Raw genomic sequence first — 20,025 nt, forward strand, 5'->3', positions numbered from 1 at the left:
CGCCCGCCATAGCGGTGTACTTCGCCCAGAGTATCGCTGCGCGACACGCTGTGCTGCCACCCGTCCCAGCTATCTTCGGTGCGCCATGCGAATCGCACGCCGGCGTCTTCGCCGAGCGGCACGTTCAGGTGGCCTTCGGAGTTGAGTGTTTTCTCAGTTCCGACCTCTATGGCCACGCTGCCATTCAGTTTGCCAAACTCGGGTTTGGCAGTAACAAAATTGACGAGACCGCCGGTGGTGTTGCGTCCGTAAAGCGTGCCCTGCGGACCTTTCAGAACCTCGACACGTTCAAGGTCATAGACCGGCCCGCTATTCATGAAGGGATAGGCGAGGGCAACCTCGTCCTGGTAGGTGCCTACTGTTGATGTTGCAGACAAGTTGATCGTATTGAAGCCGATGCCGCGTAAAGTGTAAATCGGGATGCCCTGATACCCTCGCGACACGTTCAGGCTGGGCGCGACAAGTTGCAGATCTTCGGTCGAGTTTACCTGCAGGTTATTGAGTTGATCTCCGGAGAATGCCTGGATTGCGAGCCCGACATCATCAATTGCCTCGGCCCGGCGGGTGGCGGTTACAATGATGACGTTATCACGTGGATTGGTATTCTCGGCCTCTTCATTAATGACTGTCTGAGCAAATGCCGGAAAACCATGTGCAATAGTGGCCAATCCTGCTCCAGACATCAGCATTCCGCGTACGACTTTTGTCAATGACATCTTCATCCTCCCTCCAAAAACATATTTTTATTGTTATCAACATTGATAATTATCATATCTGATAGCAAAGGCAAGTGCTATTGTTATGGGTCGCACAATCTGTTCTTGTGCGATACGATCAGGGATATCTAAGGGATATCGTAACAACTGGGGAAGATTGATGCAGGCCGCCACACGCGACGAGAAGAGAAACATTCGCGAAGTGCTTCTTGATGCAGCAAGCGCCTTAATGCGCGAGCTTGACACAATTGACATCGGAATTCTCGATATCGCTGCCCGGGCCGAGGTTAATCACGGCATGATCCGCTACTATTTTGGCAGCAAGGAAGGGATGCTGATGGCTCTGCTGGACCGTGATGTGCAGCACGCAATCCATCAGCTCGACAATTTATTTACCCTTGATGTCCCTCCAGTCGAACGGATGCGTATTCACCTTGCCGGGATTGTCGATACTTATTACCGGATTCCATATCTCAACCGCCTTATCCAGGCACTGGTACGTGACGCCACGACCGAACGCGTCCACCATATTGCAGAAGAATTGCTCAAGCCGATTGCCAATGCGCAACGAAGGATCATTGAAGAAGGGATCGAAGCGGGCAAATTTCGCAAGGTCGATCCTAAGCTTTTCTATTTCAACACAATCGGCGCGGCAGATGGCCTCTACTCCAATCGTTTTACACTTTCTGCCGTGTTCGGAGGGATGCCGGCAGCTGATGATGAATTGCATGAACGTTACAAGAAGCAGACAGTCGATACTCTTCTGTCCGGATTGCTCGCCTGAATTATCAGACTTGATAATTAACAAGGATTATGGCTAGTGATTGTTTATGGACCTGCAACTTGATGACCAGCAAAAGCTGTTAGCACAATCTCTGGAGCGCTTTCTTGAAAAACGACTCCCGTTCGAATCTCGCGTCAAACAGCGGGGAGAGGGCAGTTTTCTCGCATTCTGGAAGCAGATGACCGACGAACTCGGCTTTGCAGGGGCAGGGCTTGACGAAGATGTCGAAGGATTCGGCGGCGGTGCGGAGGCCGAAATGATCGTGGCTGGTGCGTTGGGCAAGGCCCTCGCAGTAACCCCCTATGTCGATTCTCTCGTTCTTTCTGCTTCCTTGCTCTTCGATCTGGGCGAATATGATCTCGTCCGCTTGATCGCAGGACAGGATGCACTGGTGGTCACCGCCATCGAAGAAGAGCAAACGCGCGGGAATATCGAACATATTCAGTGCGTGGCACAGCAGGCTGGAAGCGGCTGGAAACTGAACGGCAAAAAACTGGCGGTAAATTTCGCCGGGGATGCCGACATCATATTGATTCCGGCGCGCCTGCCTTCCGGCGAGTTAGCTCTGTTTTCCGTTCGTCAGGAGGAAATTGGAGGGGCGATCAAGCCGTTTCGTCTGATTGATGATACGCCATCCGCTGACTTGATCCTCGACGATCTGGAAATCTCTGCAAGCGCCTTGCTTGCACGAGGCAGCATGGTGTCCAGTGCTTTGCAAAAAGCTGTAAATCGCGCTCTCGCGGCGCTTTGTGCCGAAGGAGCGGCAGCGGCACAAGTCATGCTCGATGACACTGTCTCCTATGCTCGTGATCGTAAGCAGTTCGGCGTTCCGATTGGTTCCTTTCAGGCGCTGCAACACAGGATGGTCGACATGTTCCTGAAGGTGGAGGAACTCTCGGCGGCGTCGCTACTCGCCACGCTGAAAGTCGATGATGACGCTGCGGTTTCGGCAGCCAAGGCAATTTTGTCAGAAGGGCTGAGACTTGTTGGGCAAGAGGCGATCCAGCTTCACGGAGCGATGGGACTGACCGAAGAACTGCGTGTCGGCCACTATTTCAAACGAGCGATGGTGCTTGAGAACCGGCTGGGCAATACAGACTACCATGTTTCCCGTTACCAACAGTCTTCCTGAATCGATGTCTTGGCAGGAGGCAAAGCCTCAGAGCCCGAGCACATGCTTCGCTAGAATATTGCGCTGAATCTCGTTGGACCCGGCATAGATGGAGCCGGCTCTCTCGTTGAGATATCTCAGAGGGGCAACCGCTTGCCATGTTGTCCCCGAGACATATCCGTCCTCTGGCGCTGTGTAATCCGCAATTCCCGCCCCTGGGCGCGTTGGATGCGGCTGGAACACTGTCCCCGATGATCCGGACGCTTCCAGTGCAAGCTCGGTGAGATGCTGGGCCAGTTCTGTACCCATGATCTTCATGAGTGAAGACATTGCTCCAACACTCTCGCCTTTCCCGGCAGACGATAGCAATCGCAATTCCATCACCTCCAGTATGTCAACGCGCATTCTGGCTCGCGACAGTTTGTGCGCAAATATGGGATCATCGCTTAGCCTTCCATCGCCTTTCGGGATGCTAGTGGCCTGCTCTTCAATATCCGACACCCGGATCTTCAGACCAGCCGAATAGGCTGAACCGCCCCGTTCGAACTCAAGCAGATATTTAGCGACCCGCCATCCCGCGTCGACTTCGCCGATGACATTCGTGCGCGACACGCGAACATCCTCGAAGAATATCTGGCTTTGGACGGTTTCACCAGACAGCATCGTGATCGGATGAACGATGACGCCATCCTGGTCCATAGGCACCAGGATAAATGTTATTCCTTCTTGACGACGTTCGGTATTCTTGGTGCGAACAAGGCAGAATATCCAATTCGCCTCCTGTGCATGCGTAGTCCAAATCTTTGATCCATTGAGCAGAAAGTCTTCGCCATCGGGCACGGCGCTCATCTGCAATGCTGCCAGATCCGACCCCGCATTTGGTTCGGAATAGCCCTGGCAGAAAAAGACTTCCCCGGACAAAATCCGGGGCAGGAAAAAGTCCTGCTGTGCCGGTGTGCCAAAAGCTGCGATAACATGTGCCACCATATGGATTCCCATGGGCGACAATGAGGGCGCACGCGCTCTGGCCCGCTCACAGGCAAAAATATAGTGCTGGGCGGCAGTCCAGTCCTTTCCGCCATGTTCGATTGGCCAGTGTGGTGCCGCCAGGCCATTTCGATGCAGTTTTTCCTGCCAGGCCATTGAAGCCTCGTGGTCCGGATAGACACTTGTCGCATAGCGGTCTGCCTCGCGTATATCGTCAGTCAGTTCCTGTTCAAGGACCGCGCGGATCTCTTCGGCAAACGTCTTCTCTTCTTCCGACCATTCGAGGTTCATAATTTCATCCCGTTGCAACCTATTATCAAAACTGATAACAGTTCTTCCAGAAAGGTCAAATCCGGATGAACAAATACACCACAATTGCCACTTCCTCGACAGGCCCCCGTATCGATTTCAGCAAACCGGCTGGAGAGGAGGCCTTGTGCTCTCCGGATTCGGTTCAATGGCGGATTTTCAAAAACCCTGTTGCTCTAGCCATCGGCGGGGTTGCAGCCGTACTGATGGAATTTGCTGACGCCCGCATTCGCTCAGGTGTATGGGATCATTCGGTTTATCCAACCGATCCCATCGGGCGTTCGCAGCGTACCGGCATGATCGCTATGATTGGTGTTTACGGCCCAAAAAGCATAGCCCGGCAAGTCATTGGAGGTGTCAACCGGATGCACGCCAAGGTGTCCGGGAAAACCCCTTCAGGTGAGGCTTATACCGCCCTGGACCCGGAATTGCTCAACTGGGTTTTTGCCACCGCACAATATGGTTTCCTTACAGCCTATGATCGCTTCGTCCATCGGCTGGACGAAGCCGAAAAGCGACGTTTCTGGCAGGAATCTGGTCCCATTGCCGACCTTTATGGCGTTACCGAACTACCCGACTCGGAAGTCGAGTTTCTCGCAATGATGGAGAAACTGGCCCCGCGTTTCGAACCGCATCCGATCAATCTCGAATTCCTGGAAATTATTCAGTCTGGACGCGCCGCGCCATCGGTTCCGAAATTCCTGCATCGATCGTTGGCCCGGGCAGCTGTCGCTATCCTGCCTCCGGCGGTGCGTCAGAGCCTGCAACTTGGTGAAGAATGGGATCTGGGGCTGCGTGACACCCTTCTTGTCAAGGCCATGGCAAAGATTGCCGATCGGAAAGTGGACCGGGATTCACCCGCCTGGATGGCGGCTGAACGTCTCGGGCTTGCTGGAGATACCGCCTGGCGAAAAACTGTTGTTCCGAGCTGTTCGGACTAATTCTCATCTTGTCAAATTTAGTCAATTGAACCCAATCAAAGTCGCTTAATCGATGTCGAGAACGACCGCTTCATGGCCCGAAGAAAGTACGGCCCGCGCATCTTCATCTTCGACTATCAAAACACGCAAATAAAGTCTCTTTAGCCCGCACCGCTTGCAGAACATGCTTATGTCAGGCTTAAGCTCGTATAAGCGAATCTTAAGGTAGCAAGAGGAACAACTACGTATGACGAATATCGTACAGCTGGGGCCGTTCATGTTTGCTGCCGACCGTCTGTTCGCGGTAGCACTCCTGGTGATATTCACCTTGGCAGTGGGGAAAATTGGAGAGAAGACCGGTCGCGATGCGGCGAAAGCGGCCCTTTGGGCGCTGGTCGCGGGAATTCTGGCTGCCCGTTTCGCCTATATTGTGCTTCATCTGGAAGCCTATTCGCAGGACTGGTGGTTAGCTCTTGCCTTCTGGCAGGGCGGTTTCAGCGTCTGGGCAGGAATTGCAATCGCCGCCGTCGTTATGGTGATGATGCTGGGAATCAACCGGACCAGCGGCTTCTCCCTAGCAGTCATAGCGGCGCTCTCACTAGCATGGGCTGGCGGAAACGTCTTGCTCAGGTCTCCGCCGCAAGCGTTACCCGACATGCCAGTTCTGATCACGCTCGAAGGCGGTAAGATTGAACCTGAGAGCCTCAGGGGCAGACCTTTTGTCATAAATCTTTGGGCTACCTGGTGCCCGCCCTGTCGCCGCGAATTGCCGATGCTGGCAGACGTTGCCGCCAGTTCAGATGTTCCGATTCTACTGGTCAATCAGGCAGAGCCTGCCGAACAGGTTGAACGCTATCTCACAGAAGCAAATATCGCGTCGGACGCCATCGCGCTCGATCAGGACGGCGAACTTATGCGGATCCTTGAAGGAGGAGCGTTGCCCACCACCCTATTTATCGATGAACGAGGAGACATCGTGGCAACACATCTTGGTGAGATCTCACGCGCAGCTCTTCTCGATCAGATCTCCCAACTTGAAAAGAAATGATATGATGAAACATAAAGAAACCTTAGTGCTCGGCGCTGCTGCGCTTCTTGCAGGGGGAACATTGCTAGCAGCTCATTGTTCCTCCTCGTGATCGTCATCACCGATCCAAAGAGTATGACTGTCAATCCGGAGCTTGGTAATTGCAAGCAATGCCTCCTTTCTCGCCTGAACTTCCGAGCGAAATGCATCGTTGGTCATGCGTTCTACCAGCAACAGATCGGATAGATCAAATGTGCCCAGATCATGTCCGCGCCGCATCTTTGTCAAACCGTCAACCTGCGCCTTCATGGCTTCTCGGCTGCGCTTCCACGAACTCCAGGTTGCATTGGCGGAAGCAAAGCCCGTATCGGCCATCTCTTGAACATCGAACCGGACAGCACCTGCTTCGGCACTTACCGCCTGTGCTTCCCTTTCTGCGCGATCAGCCAGCGCGCTGCGATGGTTGCCACCAAGAGGGATGGAAGCGAGAAGACCAACTCCCTTTTCCATCCCGTCTCGCTCGCTGAATACCCGAAGGCCCAATGAAGGATCTGCAATCCGGTCACGCCGGGCCCGTTCTGCTAGCGCCTTTACCCGGGCAGCTTCTGCATCGGCTGCGGCAATTTCATGGCTGCGCGCGATAACCAGATCGCGCAGTGCGGCAAATCCGTCGGCTGGAACAATTGGAAGAGGTAGCTCAGGCGGCTCCACCGGCAGGGGCAGGCTTGGATATTGGGCAGCAAGACGCACGCGGGCGAGTTCTGCTTGGCCCTTGGATTGCTCGGCTTTCAGTCTTGCGGTTCCCAAAGCTGCTTCGGCCTGATCCACGTCGAGCTGAGCAGCATCGCGCATTTGCATTCGACGCTTCACCGATGCAAGCATCGCTTCGTAATTCTTGACCGCCTGAGCATCAACGCGGGCTTCTTCCGCATTTCCCAGCCAACCCCACCACAGTTCCGCCAACAAGGTTGCAGCTTGATGCTTCATATCTTCGGCGCGGTTTTCGGCAGAAATGAGGCCATATTCGCCCGCCTGCTTGTCCAGGCGTTTTTTGCCGGGAAGACGGAACGGTCGCATGACGGTCGCGTCAAATTCGTTGAACCGACCTTCATTATCTACGTCGCGTCGAGAATAGGAGCCTGATATGGTTACCTCATGGGGACCATATTTGAGGGCCCGGGCATCTGACCTGGCCGCCTCGACGCGCGCACGTGCCGCCATTACGCTGGGATGCTCGTCCAAAGCCGTTTGAACCGCCGCTTCATCAGGCAGTCCGGCGTCACTTTGTGCCGCGACGGCAATGGGGGCCGTAATCACCAGCCAGAACGAGATGGCGTATAGGGCATTCCTCATGATAGCTTCTCTTCGCTGAAGTTCCGAGTGTTGGCCTCTCGCTCGGACTTACTCTCACCGAAACGCTCGTATAGCATGGGCAGTAAAATTAGTGTGAGCATTGTCGCAGTCACAAGGCCACCGATCACAACGATCGCAAGCGGCTTCTGGATTTCCGATCCCGGGCCGGTCGCGAACAATAGCGGCACCAATCCAAATGCAGCTATGGTAGCAGTCATCAAGACCGGTCGAAGTCTGCGGGCGGCGCCGATCCGAACCGTCTCGGCCATTGACAGACCTTGTTCGCGGAGCTGTCGGAAATAGCTGACCATGACCAGACCATTGAGGACCGCGATGCCAAGCAGCGCGATAAAGCCGACGGAAGCGGGAACGGACAGATATTCACCAGAGACAGCCAATGCCACCATACCGCCTACTATCGCGAAGGGAATATTGACGAGAATGAGGGTCGCCGCGCGGAATGAGTTCAGAGTTGCATAAAGAACGATAAAAATAAGAATAAGAGATATCGGAAGCACAATCATCAGCCGCGCCGACGCACGCTGCTGGTTTTCAAACTGTCCGCCCCAGACGATGCGGTATCCGGAAGGCAGTTTCACATTTGTGCCAATATCGGCTTTGGCTTCTTCAACATAACCAACCAGATCGCGCCCGGAAACAAAGGCCTGAACCATGGCAAAGCGCGATCCATTTTCATGTTCGAGTTTGACCGGTCCGGCAATTTGATTGACGGTAGCGATATCGCTGACACGTACCAATTGACCGGTGGGTGATCGATAGAGTTGGTCGGTAAAGCTTTGCGGGCTCATGCCCCGACTGCCTTCGCCTTTTATCACGATTGGTATACGTCGGTTGCCATCGGCAACGACGCCGGAGTGCACACCTTCAACTTGGGCGCGCATCATATCCTGCATCATGTCAACGGGCATGCCGCTGCGGCCAGCCTCCATCCGGTCAATATCGAGCTGCAGATAGTCAACTGTGTCATTGGCTACCGTCATCGCTTCGGTCGTGCCTTCTATTTTTTGCAAGCGGGCCTGAATATCGCCAGCAATTTTGGAAAGCTCGTCCAGATCGGGACCAAATAGTTTGATCACAAGATCACCGCGCGCACCTGTGAGCATTTCTGAAATACGCATTTCAATGGGCTGGGTGAAACTGGGTTCGATGCCCGGCAAATCATCAAATACCTTGCGAATTTTCTCGGTAAGTTCATCCTTGTTAGCCACTTGCCATTCATTACGCGGCCTGATTTTCAGAAAACTGTCGGTTTCATTTGGGCTCATTGGATCAAGTCCGAGCTCGTCACTACCCACCCTGGCGATCACATCGGTTACTTCCGGAACTTCAGCAAGAATGGCTTTCTGCACTTTGATATCACCCGCCACGCTATGGTCAATCGAGATGCTCGGCAATTTGGTCAACTGAACGATCATAGAGCCTTCATCCATGGTCGGCAGAAAGGTTTTTCCGGTCATGCTATACGCAAGTCCCGCGATCAACAGAGAGACGGCCGCAATACTATATACAGCGGATTTTCGATCAAAAGCGCTATCCAATAACCGTTTGTAGAACGGCGATAATTTGCGCATCAACCATGGCTCGTGATGGCCCTCTGGTATTTTTAGAACATAATAAGCCAGAACCGGAACCAGTGTTAATGATAAAATCAACGCTGCGAACAACGCGAGCACAATCGTTAATGCAACCGGCGCAAATAATTTACCTTCAAGCCCTTCCAATGTGAGCAGCGGCAAGAAGACCAGTGCGATAATGGCAAGGCCCGACGCAACAGGTTTTGCCACTTCAGCCGAGGCAATGAAGATATTATGGAGTTTGCCGGCGCTACGGTGTTTTTCGTCGGATAAGCGCTCGACAACATTCTCGACCACCACCACGGCTCCGTCGACAAGGATACCAACCGCGATGGCCAGCCCGCCAAGACTCATGAGATTGGCTGTCAAACCTAGAAAACGCATAGCGATGAATGTGAACAATGCTGCCATTGGCAGGGCGAGGGCAACGATTACCGACGCCCTTATGTCGCCGAGAAAAAGGAGCAGCAGTATAACGACCAATATGGTCGCTTCGACCAATGCTGCTTCGACTGTACCAACGGCGCGACCAATCAGGTCTGATCGATCATAAAACGGGTCGATCTTCAATGATGCGGGCAGACTGGGTTCGATTTCCTTGAGCCGTTCTTTAACGCCATCGACCACTTTACTGGCATCTGCTCCGCGTAGGCCAATTACCAGGCCTTGCACTGCTTCGCCCGTACCATTTTTGGTAACTGCACCATATCGGGTGAGGCTGCCTGTTCGAACCTGCGCGACATCACCGACGCGAACAACCATTCCGCCTTCGGATTTGACAATAATGCCTGAAAGATCGTCAAGGCTCTGGATAGCGCCAACCGTGCGGACGATGAGCGTTTCCTCTCCGGTTGTCAGCCGTCCCGCGCCGTCATTCTGGTTGCTGCTTTCAATCGCGCTGCGTAAATCATCTATGGTGAGGTTGGTTGCGGCGAGCGCACTATTGTCTGGTACTACTTCATAAGTTTCAACATAGCCGCCAAGAGCGTTGACATCTGCTACGCCGGGAACTGTGCGCAGTGCCGGTCGCACGACCCAGTCAAGAATACGCCGTTTTTCAGCCAGCGATTGTGGGCCTTCCAACGTGAACATATACATATCTGACAAGGGAGTTGAAATGGGTGCCATGCCGCCGGTTACCGTCGCGGGGATATCTCCCATCACGCCATTCAGACGTTCCGCAACCTGACTGCGCGCCCAGTAGATGTCCGTCGTATCCTTGAAGTCGATCGTAATATCCGCGATCGCGTATTTTGCCACCGACCGCAGGACCGTCTGATCCGGGATACCGAGCATTTCCATCTCAATCGGTGTGATAACCCTGCTTTCGACCTCCTCAGGCGTCATGCCCGGCGCTTTCAGGATGATCTTCACCTGCGTCGAACTGATATCGGGAAAAGCATCAATGGGAAGGTTGATAAACGCATAGGCACCAAAACCGGCAAGTCCGGTCGCAATGGCGATTACGGCAAGACGAAAGGAAAGCGCTTTTTCAACTAGTTGCCGCAACATGGGATTCAGTCCTCGGCCAGCATGACTTTAAGTTCCGCAATTCCGCTCGCGGCCACCTTTTCGCCCGCCTTTAATCCGGCGCTCAAGATAGCGCTGTCGCCGGATTGAGCGACTAATGTCACTTCGCGCTTTGCAACGTGATTATCTGAAATAACGAACACATAGTCTTTATCGCCGATACGCGTGACAGACATTGCCGGAACAGAAACACCGGCCTCGCTGCCATCTCCATTGATCGTCACCAAAAGGCTTTTACCCGCAACTATGCCAGGCGCTGCGCCTATGCGAGCCTTTGCCATGACCGAGCGGGTCATCGGGTCGAGCGAGGGCGAGACAGAAATGATCGTTCCGCTAACAGGAACAGGTTCACCAGCCGCAGATGTCCCGGGCAGTTGCAGCTCCACCGTCATGCCGGGAATAACTTTCTTCGCAAGCCGCTCGGGTAATTGAATGTCGAGCATGTAAGATGAAGTATTCTCGATTAAAAAAGGCGCAGTCATCGTGTCAACCGGCCCGCCGGTCTGGACGTTGATCCCTGATACACGGCCCCCGATAGGTGCACGCAGGGTCATCTGGCCACTGCCTCCTGCTCCTGCTTGCGACAATATTCTTTGATACTCAGACACGTTGATTTGCGCGGCGTGCAACGCTGCGTTGGCTTCGTCGGCCCGGGCGCCTGCAATAATACCTTCACGGGCGAGCTGGTTCAATCGCCGGGCATTGGCTTGCGCCAGATCCAATTGTGCACGTGCCCGGGCTAGATCAGCCCCAATCTGCACCGGTTCACGGGCTTTTACAGATGCAAGAGCAGCCCCTCGAGCCACTGCCTGACCCTCTACCACAAACAGCCTTACTATCGTTCCATCGAATGGCGCGGCTACCGCGACCCTGGCTTCCGGTGGTAGGCTGACCATCGCCGGGACCGTCCCGAGCGGAATCGCGTCAGCAGCCTGTGCCGCCACAATCCGGATGCCGAGCTTTTTGATTTGCGCTGCCGAAATGGCTCCTGGCTTGGCAGCAGTTACGACCCCAGTCGTATCGGAATTTATCGCCGGGTTTCTGGACAGGGCATAAAATACACCTGCTGAAACAAGAACTGTCGCCAAGGCAAACACCAGAATTTTGTTTCTACTTGTCATATGGTCTCTCACCAAATGCAGGCTTGATAGCTAGCTTTGAAAAATGTCTCAATCACGCGACTGCAGGTTGTTTCCCGCAAAGTTCATTTAATTGCGGTTGTCATCATTCCGTATTTTTGAAGAGCCGCCAAGCCCAAGATGATTACTGAATACTTAATTCGCGAAAACTTGTTTGTGGTTCTGACTGGCGAATTGATCTCATATTTCTTCATTATCGCTATCTTTCAGCGCTTGGGGATATTTAAGTTATATTTTGACTAGGTCCATTAACGGTGGAACCTAAATACGTAATGTTCCCGATAATATGTCAGCGCCTATCAGGTCATAGTCCGCAAAATAAACAAACGAACGGGACTTATACGTGGCTTATCCAATGACCAATTCCTCCTTCTTCAGCACGCCATTTGGTGTGGCCCGTGCCGCCAGTTCAAGATCAAAAAGTAATCCTGCAAATCGCTATGTGATGGGTTGCCAAACTAAATGAAATCCCAACTTTCTCGATTGATAGTAATCGTCGGCCTGTTTCTTGCGGGTTGCACTCAAGGTCCGGAATATCACCCGTATTCTGCATCCGATCTCGCGGTGCCCGAACAATATGTCGGAGGAAATGAAGGAATTCCGACCGCCGATATATCTGAGTGGTGGTCCCTGTTTAATGATCCTGTGCTTGCTGAATTGATCAACACGGCACTGTCGGAAAATCTCGATATCGCACAATCAGCGACAGTAGTCGTCCAGGCCCGTGAGGCACTCATCCAATCGGGGGCCGCTCAACTGCCAGCCATAGGTATCTCAAGCAGCAGTGGCAGAAATTTCTACTCCGAAGCGCCTGACAGCTGGTCTTTCTCGCGCTCGATCGATGCGAGCTGGAGCGCGGATATATTTGGTGGTCTGAAGCGATCCAGACAGGCGGCACTGGCATCCTTTCAAGCAGCGGGATACAGTCTTGCCAACGCCCGAACATTGATTGCTGCAGAATTGGCGCGTAATTATGTTACAGTCCGGTCCTTTGAGGAGCGCCTGCGCATTGCCGAGGACAGCATCCGGAACCAGGACAGCAATTTCCAAATCGCCAAATGGCGCGCCCAGGCCGGGCTGGTCTCTTCGGTCGATGTCGAGCAAGCCAGTGCCCAAAGGGCGCAGACCGCTGCCATAATTCCGTTATTGGAGCAATCTGAAGCCGCTGCGCGCTACCGTCTGGCGGTGCTCACCGGACAAGCACCCGGCGCCGTGGACAGCTTGTTAGGAGATGATGGACGACTTCCGACCATTCCGGATTTTATTGCCAGAGGCGCACCGGCCAACATATTGCGTCAACGCCCGGACATTCTAGCTTCCGAGCGCGACCTTGCGTCAGCTACTGCGTTGATCGGTGTTGCCCAGGCACAACTATATCCGGCATTGACACTCACGGGAAATATTGGCTCAACATCAAGCGAATTTGGCAATATTACCGATATCCTGACCGGCGGACTGTTCGCATCAATCGCGCAAAGCATTTTTGACGCGGGAAGCCGGAGATCTGTTGTGCGGTCACAGCAGGCAGCCGCAGATGGCGCGTTTGCGGCCTACCGTTCGACGATATTGACAGCTCTCGAAGAAGTGGAAAATGCCATCATAGCCCGGCGCACGGCAGAAGCGCGCATTTCTGCATTTTCGGATCAGAGTAGATCGGCCAGCAATGCCGCAATTCTGGCACGCTACAATTACCGGGCCGGATTGATTGACTTCCAACGGTTATTGGAGTCCGAGCGCAGCTTACTGTCGGCAAATGACAGCTTGGCAGTTGCCCGGGCCGACCAACTGACTTCCGCAATTCAATTGTATCTGGCTTTGGGCGGCGGGTGGCAGCCTGTGCCGCAAAAAACCGATAATGAAGAGGCCTCGAAATGACCGCATCTGGCGAATCCGCTAATCTGGATGAATTTCTGCAAATCCCGGAACCTTCTCCAATATGGCGTTACGGGAAGTGGGCCCTTCTGTCGGTTGCAATTGGGCTTGTAGCCCTGATTGTCAGTCAGTTATTCTTCAGCGATACTGGCACTGAATATGTAACGGATACTGTAAAGCGCGGCGACATCACGGTGGATGTAACCGCTACGGGAAATCTTGCGCCAACAGAGCAAGTTGAAATCGGTTCGGAGATATCCGGTATCGTCAGGGAAGTGATGGTTGATGTTAATGACCGGGTGTCAAAAGGGCAAGTTATTGCAACAATTGACACAGAACGGCTTATGGATATCGTCAAGCAATCACAGGCAAGCCTGGCTGCCAGCCAGGCATCAGTCGTCAGCGCGCAAGCGTCACTGGAAGAGGCCCAGGCACAGTTGCGCCGATTGAGAGAAGTCGAGCGCCTGTCAAATGGTCAGGTGCCGTCAGATACAGAAATGGCCGCACAGAAAGCCGCAGTGGCGAGAGCAGCAGCTACGTTAAATTCGGCAAGAGCCAATGTTGCAGCCGTGCAAGCCGAGTTGTCTTCCAACAGAACCCAGCTATCACGTGCGTCTATCCGTGCGCCAACGTCAGGAGTGGTACTGAAACGGCTTATAGATCCGGGTCAAACGGTACAGGCATCTTTTAATACGCCATCTCTTTTCATTATTGCCGAAGACCTGTCTCGCATGCAGCTTGAAGTTGCCATCGATGAAGCGGATGTCGGGCAAGTAGAGGCAGGGCAGAGCGGCAGCTTCACCGTCGATGCCTATCCTGGCATGAAATTTCCGGCGACGATATCAAGGGTTAATCTCGGTTCAACCAATCTCTCCGGCACTTCAACTAGCTCCACCTCTGCGTCAGATGTCGTTTCCTATACGGCGCTTCTCGATTTCAATAATGATGATCTGAAATTGAGGCCGGGTATGACCGCGACTGCAACCATCCGGACAAGTGGTGAAAAAAATGTGCTGATGGTACCCAATGCAGCGCTCCGCTATATTCCCCCGAAAGACGAGGAAACCGAAGAAAGCGGCAGCTTTGAATTCGGGCCGCGCCGCGCTGGCGGAACCCAGATCACTCAGGAAACCGGAATCGGTGTCGGCAGCCGACAGACAATCTATGTTCTGGACGATGATGACAAATTGCGAAAAGTCACCGTGGTGACAGGCCAAAGCGATGGTCGTCAAACGGCTGTCACGGGAAAAGATATCAAGGTTGGACAGCGTGTGGTGACCGGGCAAAAAGCAAAAGCCGCAGAATGAGCAAGCCTATAATCAAACTGATCGAGATCACCAAGACCTTCGGTGAAGGAGAAGCTGCTTTTCAGGCGCTCAAAGGCGTCAATATGGAGATAAATGAAGGTGATTTCATCGCCATCATGGGGGCCAGCGGATCAGGCAAATCGACAATGATGAATATCGTGGGGTGCCTTGATGTGCAAACCACCGGTTCGTATCTTTTCAAGGGCGTGCCGATTGAATCACTCAATGTTGATCAGCGAGCCTTGCTGCGCAGGCGTTATCTGGGCTTTGTTTTTCAGGGGTTCAATCTTTTGCCCCGGACGTCCGCACTTGAAAATGTCGAACTGCCCTTGCTTTACAGGGGTGAGACTCCGGCGAAGAGGCGAAAATTGGCTTTGGAGGCGCTTGATAGCGTCGGTCTTGTGCCTTGGGCTGATCATACACCGAACGAACTGTCCGGTGGCCAGCAACAACGTGTTGCCATAGCCCGCGCCATCGTTTCGGAGCCGACTGTGCTGCTGGCCGATGAACCGACCGGCAACCTCGACAGCGAACGATCAAAAGAAATCATGGAACTTTTGACACAGTTCAACAAGGAACGCGGTATCACCATCATGATGGTCACCCACGAATCCGAACTCGCGGCCTTTGCCCACAGAATTGTTATCTTCAAGGATGGGCTGGTCGAACGCGTGGAGCAAAATTGATGCTGGCAACAACATTTCTATTGGCATTCCGTGCAATCCGGCGGCACCTGATGCGCTCCTTCCTCACGCTATTGGGTATCATGATCGGCGTCTTGTCAGTGATTACCATGGTTACGCTTGGCAATGGGGCTACAGAGGCAATCAAGACCTCTATCAGCGCTCTGGGTTCTGATCTTCTGCAAGTATATCCAGGGCAGCGGGCCAGTCCTGGCAGTGGAGGCGGGGCCGGCGAGGCGCCTCCCTTATTCAAGCAAGCCGACGTCACTGCCATTGCCGAACAGATTGGCGGTGTCACGGTGGTAGCCGGCCAAGTCCAGACCAGCGGCGCCGCCATTAGAAATGCGCAAAACTGGACGACCAAAATCAATGGTACGACCAACAATTATTTCATCGCCCGGAAATGGGAATTGGAGCAAGGACGAAACTTTTCTGCGGAGGAGGAGCAAGCTGGCAAAAGCGTCTGCATCATTGGCTCGACAATCGTTGAAAATCTGTTCCGGGATGCCGATCCCATTGGACAGAATTTCCGCATCAAGGGTGTTAGCTGTCAGGTTATCGGTGTTCTTGAAAAACGCGGTCAAAGTGGTTTTGGCGGAGATCAGGATGATACTGTGATTATGCCGTTAAAAGCTGTCCAGAGACAGATGACCGGTAATCAGGATATCAACTCGATCATGATTGGCCTTGATCCTGCCTATGAGACTAACGCTGTGAAAGAATCGATGGTCGCTTTGTTGCGGGAACGCCGAAATCTGGGACCGGACGAAGAAGATGATTTCAATGTCCTCGATGCCAAGCAAATTTCTGATACGGTATCCGGAACGGTAGGTATCCTGACGACCTTATTGGGCGCGGTCGCGGGTGTCAGCCTGCTGGTAGGCGGCATAGGTATTATGAATATCATGCTGGTGAGCGTCACCGAACGAACGCGTGAAATTGGTATCCGACTGGCCATTGGCGCGCTCGGCCGAGAAGTGATGATGCAGTTTTTGGTAGAATCGATTGTATTGTCTAGTCTCGGCGGACTGATTGGAATAATCTTGGCACTGATTGTAGGGATTGTTGCGGCTCCACTCATGGGTCTGGAATTCCAGTTTGATATCCAGATAAATGTGATCAGCTTTCTGTTTTCTGCGGTTATCGGAGTCATTTTCGGATATTTTCCTGCGCGGCGAGCGGCAAAGCTTAATCCAATCGACGCCTTGAGATCTGAATAACCGTCTGGAATAAGTTCCATGGAAAAGTGAAGTGAGATAATGTTGTTGGGCTGGATCATCGTTTTCAGTGTGCTGGGCAGCCTAGGTGCAATAGCCGGTGCCGCATTGATGCTGCTGTTTCCGGATAAGGCCCGTAAATCGATACTGCCGTGCCTTATCAGCTATGCTACCGGTACTTTGCTCGGCGCTGCATTTCTCGGGATGATACCCAAGGCCTTGGCCCATGCCGCGCCGATAGCGGTCTGCGGCACCGTTCTGGCCGGGATTGTGCTTTTCTTTGCGCTAGAAAAAATGGTTATCTGGCGTCATTGTCACGACGAGACATGCGAAGTCCACGCGAGTTCGGGGCCATTGCTGTTGATCGGCGATGCCTTTCACAATTTTGTCGACGGCTTCGTCATCGCTGCGGCTTTTTTGACTTCGATCCCCTTTGGCATTGCGGCGTCTCTGGCCGTGATCGCCCATGAAATTCCGCAAGAAGTTGGGGATTTCGCTATACTGTTGGAAAATGGCTACTCCAGACTGAAGGCTCTCATCCTTAACTCCATGTCCTCCATCACAACCCTGCCAGGAGCAATTATAGCTTATTATTTTCTCGGAGAAACGCAGCAGGCCATTCCTTATATTCTGGCGCTCTCCGCAGCCAGTTTTATATATATTGCCCTAGCCGATCTAATGCCGGGCCTTCATCGTAGGATGACGCCGGGATCAGTGTTGCTCCAGTTTACCCTTATAGCAGCCGGAATTGGCACGATAGGGCTCATCCAGTTTGCGCATTAGATTGAAACTGGACGATACCAGTTTCTCGAGCGGCAGGTTGATCTTAATAGATCCCCCTTCAAAAGACAGTGAGCAGGAAGCCGGCTGGCCGCTTTTGATCCGTAGAATAGGATAATAAGACATAGCTTAGGCCAGCTGAGCTATGTCTTACTGCTCCTAAAAATCGATGCTGGCTGATAGCCAGAAGCGGCGCGGTTCTATGAGGTTGGCATATTCCTGACCATAGGATGCTCCGCTATCATAGGGCAGATAGCGCACGAAATTCTTGCCCAGGAGGTTGTATATTGTCCCTGACAGCCGGAAGTTTTCTGTCACGTCCAGATTCGCACCCAGATGGAGCTGCGTATACCCTTTGTAATTGCCAAGCGCTGCCTGTTCCGGTGTGGCAGTACGGCCAGTCCCACGGAAACGGCTTGATCGAAATTCTCCCCGGACCCATGTCGTGAACTGGTTAGATAGTTTCCATCGCAGATTGGCGTTCGCCATGTGCTTGGGTGTCCCGATCAAGGGCAAGCCCTGATCCGGCCCGCTTTTCTGCTCGCTGTCGGTATAGGTATAATTTGCGTAAAGCGAGATTGCTGGTGTGACGTTAAACCGCATTGCAATTTCTGCGCCTTGAGTAACAGCTTTGTCCACATTGACTGTCTGTCCAAATACATCAATCGCCGGAAAATTGCCTACATCAATACAGCCTGGCAGATTCTGCGCGCCGGTTCCCAAGGGATCATATGTGCAATTAGGAACTTCCGGACCACTTGCGATCTTGTCCTTGAAATCATTGTAGAAAAATGTAGCATTACCCGAGAAAAATCCTCCGTTATTATAGTATAGGCCCGCCTCGTAAGATGTGCTGGTTTCCGGCTTCAGGGTTGGTGTTCCGATAACGGGTATTGTGCCCTGTCCGGTAAACCCGGTAATCCCTGGTGTAATCTGGTCCAGACGCGGTGTTTTAAAGCCCCGGCTGACGCCGCCTTTCAGCGTCACGGAATCGGTTAAACTTAAAACCGCATAAGCACGGGGAGAAAACTTGCTGCCAAATATAGTGTGGTCGTCATAACGTCCGCCCAAAGTTACCCGAAACTTGTCATGAAGCACTATTTCGGATTCACCAAACAGGGCCCATTGATCGAAGCTGAATTTCTCGGCGGCGATACCATCGGTCATTCTTGCCCACCAATACTGGCCACCGATCGTCACGGTGTGAGATGCAATCGGAATTATGGCACGGCTGTCCAAAACAGTATTTTTGGCATTCAGGGTGCGCGGATCTCCCGCCACCAAGCCCGGCGAATTATTAGGTATTGTGCGACCTAGCGTTTCGGTTACTGACCGTGTCAGTGTAGTGTCAAGATTAGCGAAGCCCGCCCGCCAACTATGGGCTAGCGCATAATTATCGCGGTTAAATTTCAGCTCTGGCCCATAGCCCCTGTTCGCGCCGGGGACGTCGAGAGTGCCAAGCTGGCCGCCAACATTGTCATATTTCTGACGGGCAATATCGGCTTCAATCCAGATGTCGTGATCCGGATGCGGTGCGATCGTAAGGCGACCGCCCAGCGTATATACATCGCTTTTGACCGGACTTGGCCCGCGCTGGTTCACTGGCACGGGGTCACCATTTACATCTTTAAATTCAAGATTGGCGGCATTGCGATGGAAATAGCTGCCGCGAACGCTCAACCCCACTAAATCCGGGATCAATGGACCCTGTGCAAATCCATTGGCGGCATAACGATTGCCAAATTCGGAATTTTCCTGAACCGTAACTTCCGTAGTAGCTGTCCCAACCCACCGGTCACCTACTTTTCGCGTGATAATGTTTATAACCCCGCCCATGGCATCCGATCCATAAAGCGTAGACATGGGGCCGCGCACGACTTCTATGCGGTCAATAGCGGAATACGGCGGAATGAAACTGGTGCTGGTTTCGCCAAAGCCGTTTGGCGTCACGTTGCCTGGTGCATTCTGGCGTCGGCCATCTATCAGAACCAGTGTATATTCGCTGGGCATGCCGCGGATCGAAATATTCAAACCGCCAGTTTTCCCTGCCGTTGCGCCAATATCAACGCCCTCAACGTCATCCAATGCCTCGGCCAGACTACCGTATCGCTTTTCTTCAAGAGCTTCGCGATCAATCACGCTAATGCTGGCCGGTGCGTCTGTGACCTTTTGCTCAAATCCAGCGGCGGTAACCACGATCGTATTGCCAGAGGTTCCTTCCTCCATGCTATCACCACTATCTTCCTTGGTCTGTGCGACTGCCGGAATGGACACCAGCGCCATAGATAAGGCTGTTAGTGATAGACCGGCACGCGCAAGAGTACCGTTATGAGAATTGATATGCTGTGACATGAGGCCCCTTAATGCAAATGATTATTAGTTGCTGTTCTTTATGCGAAGGACTTGGAGCGCGTCAACTGGCTATGTGAAAAATTTCTATTATTGTGTTCGACCTAGTGGATGAACGCATTAACTAATTGATTCGATTCGGTTTTGAATGAGTAATCCATGGTAGTATAGTCAACGCCAGGATCGCTCTAAGGTCAGCATCGGATAAGCAGGTGCCCCATTCGAAAGTCGCGGTTGCGGCCAAAATTGCTGCCACAATCCATAAAATTTCAACACATACCGGCTAATACTATTGATTGTCACTCGCAAGTGCGTAATAGGCTGAACTATGTCTATCCATTCCCAG

Annotated in this window: 15 protein-coding genes; 9 read left to right on the forward strand and 6 right to left on the reverse strand. The window is 52.9% G+C overall.

From position 1 onward, the window contains the following. Nucleotides 1-716 (reverse strand): TonB-dependent receptor plug domain-containing protein (locus VIN76_RS06725; RefSeq protein ID WP_332041063.1); only part of this gene is annotated, 716 nt, incomplete at its 3' end. A gap of 160 nt (nt 717-876) precedes the next feature. On the opposite strand from VIN76_RS06725, the gene VIN76_RS06730 reads away from it, so the two are divergent. After that, nucleotides 877-1,500 carry a TetR family transcriptional regulator gene (locus VIN76_RS06730; protein ID WP_332041064.1) on the forward strand — a complete coding sequence of 208 codons (624 nt, stop codon included), beginning with the start codon at nt 877-879 and terminating at the stop codon, nt 1,498-1,500. A gap of 46 nt (nt 1,501-1,546) precedes the next feature. After that, on the forward strand, nt 1,547-2,632 hold the full coding sequence (locus tag VIN76_RS06735; protein ID WP_332041065.1) for an acyl-CoA dehydrogenase: 1,086 nt from the start codon (nt 1,547-1,549) through the stop codon (nt 2,630-2,632). 27 nt (nt 2,633-2,659) lie between these two features. On the opposite strand, the gene VIN76_RS06740 is transcribed toward VIN76_RS06735, so the two are convergent. Next, nucleotides 2,660-3,889, reverse strand: coding sequence for an acyl-CoA dehydrogenase family protein (locus tag VIN76_RS06740; protein WP_332041066.1), 1,230 nt, complete (start codon nt 3,887-3,889; stop codon nt 2,660-2,662). Between the two features lie 65 nt (nt 3,890-3,954). On the opposite strand from VIN76_RS06740, the gene VIN76_RS06745 reads away from it, so the two are divergent. After that, complete coding sequence (locus VIN76_RS06745) at nt 3,955-4,848, forward strand: oxygenase MpaB family protein (protein WP_332041067.1); 894 nt, start codon at nt 3,955-3,957, stop codon at nt 4,846-4,848. Between the two features lie 226 nt (nt 4,849-5,074). Further along, nucleotides 5,075-5,875 carry a TlpA disulfide reductase family protein gene (locus tag VIN76_RS06750; protein ID WP_332041068.1) on the forward strand — a complete coding sequence of 267 codons (801 nt, stop codon included), beginning with the start codon at nt 5,075-5,077 and terminating at the stop codon, nt 5,873-5,875. Nucleotides 5,876-5,947: 72 nt separating this feature from the next. Here the strand turns inward: VIN76_RS06750 and VIN76_RS06755 are convergent, their stop codons facing one another. Genes VIN76_RS06755 through VIN76_RS06765 form a run of 3 tightly spaced genes read right to left on the reverse strand, consistent with a single transcriptional unit; the run spans nt 5,948 to nt 11,453 of the window. Next, nucleotides 5,948-7,207: a TolC family protein gene (locus VIN76_RS06755; RefSeq protein ID WP_332041069.1), complete on the reverse strand. Its 1,260-nt coding sequence runs from the start codon at nt 7,205-7,207 to the stop codon at nt 5,948-5,950. After that, entirely contained in the window at nt 7,204-10,314 is a 3,111-nt protein-coding gene (locus tag VIN76_RS06760) for a CusA/CzcA family heavy metal efflux RND transporter (protein ID WP_332041070.1), read from the reverse strand. The genes VIN76_RS06755 and VIN76_RS06760 overlap by 4 nt, the downstream gene beginning before the upstream one ends. A 5-nt stretch (nt 10,315-10,319) precedes the next feature. Continuing rightward, nucleotides 10,320-11,453, reverse strand: a complete 1,134-nt coding sequence (locus tag VIN76_RS06765; protein ID WP_332041071.1) for an efflux RND transporter periplasmic adaptor subunit — start codon at nt 11,451-11,453, stop codon at nt 10,320-10,322. A 480-nt stretch (nt 11,454-11,933) separates the two neighbouring features. On the opposite strand from VIN76_RS06765, the gene VIN76_RS06770 reads away from it, so the two are divergent. From VIN76_RS06770 to VIN76_RS06790, 5 genes are read left to right on the forward strand one after another with little or no spacing between them, the layout of a single operon-like run. Then, nucleotides 11,934-13,346, forward strand: a complete 1,413-nt coding sequence (locus tag VIN76_RS06770; RefSeq protein WP_332041072.1) for an efflux transporter outer membrane subunit — start codon at nt 11,934-11,936, stop codon at nt 13,344-13,346. Next, nucleotides 13,343-14,650 carry an efflux RND transporter periplasmic adaptor subunit gene (locus tag VIN76_RS06775; RefSeq protein WP_332041073.1) on the forward strand — a complete coding sequence of 436 codons (1,308 nt, stop codon included), beginning with the start codon at nt 13,343-13,345 and terminating at the stop codon, nt 14,648-14,650. Before VIN76_RS06770 ends, VIN76_RS06775 begins: the two co-directional genes overlap by 4 nt. Then, entirely contained in the window at nt 14,647-15,336 is a 690-nt protein-coding gene (locus tag VIN76_RS06780) for an ABC transporter ATP-binding protein (protein ID WP_332041074.1), read from the forward strand. The genes VIN76_RS06775 and VIN76_RS06780 overlap by 4 nt, the downstream gene beginning before the upstream one ends. Continuing rightward, on the forward strand, nt 15,336-16,553 hold the full coding sequence (locus VIN76_RS06785) for an ABC transporter permease (protein ID WP_332041075.1): 1,218 nt from the start codon (nt 15,336-15,338) through the stop codon (nt 16,551-16,553). Before VIN76_RS06780 ends, VIN76_RS06785 begins: the two co-directional genes overlap by 1 nt. 39 nt (nt 16,554-16,592) lie before the next feature. Next, a complete protein-coding gene (locus VIN76_RS06790; RefSeq protein ID WP_332041076.1) occupies nt 16,593-17,333 on the forward strand; it encodes a ZIP family metal transporter in 741 nt (246 codons plus the stop codon). Nucleotides 17,334-17,489: 156 nt separating this feature from the next. On the opposite strand, the gene VIN76_RS06795 is transcribed toward VIN76_RS06790, so the two are convergent. Further along, nucleotides 17,490-19,682: a TonB-dependent receptor domain-containing protein gene (locus VIN76_RS06795; protein WP_332041077.1), complete on the reverse strand. Its 2,193-nt coding sequence runs from the start codon at nt 19,680-19,682 to the stop codon at nt 17,490-17,492. Between the last annotated feature and the right edge of the window lie 343 nt (nt 19,683-20,025).

This window comes from Parasphingorhabdus sp. (assembly GCF_036568145.1).
In the GTDB taxonomy this organism is placed as follows: domain Bacteria; phylum Pseudomonadota; class Alphaproteobacteria; order Sphingomonadales; family Sphingomonadaceae; genus Parasphingorhabdus.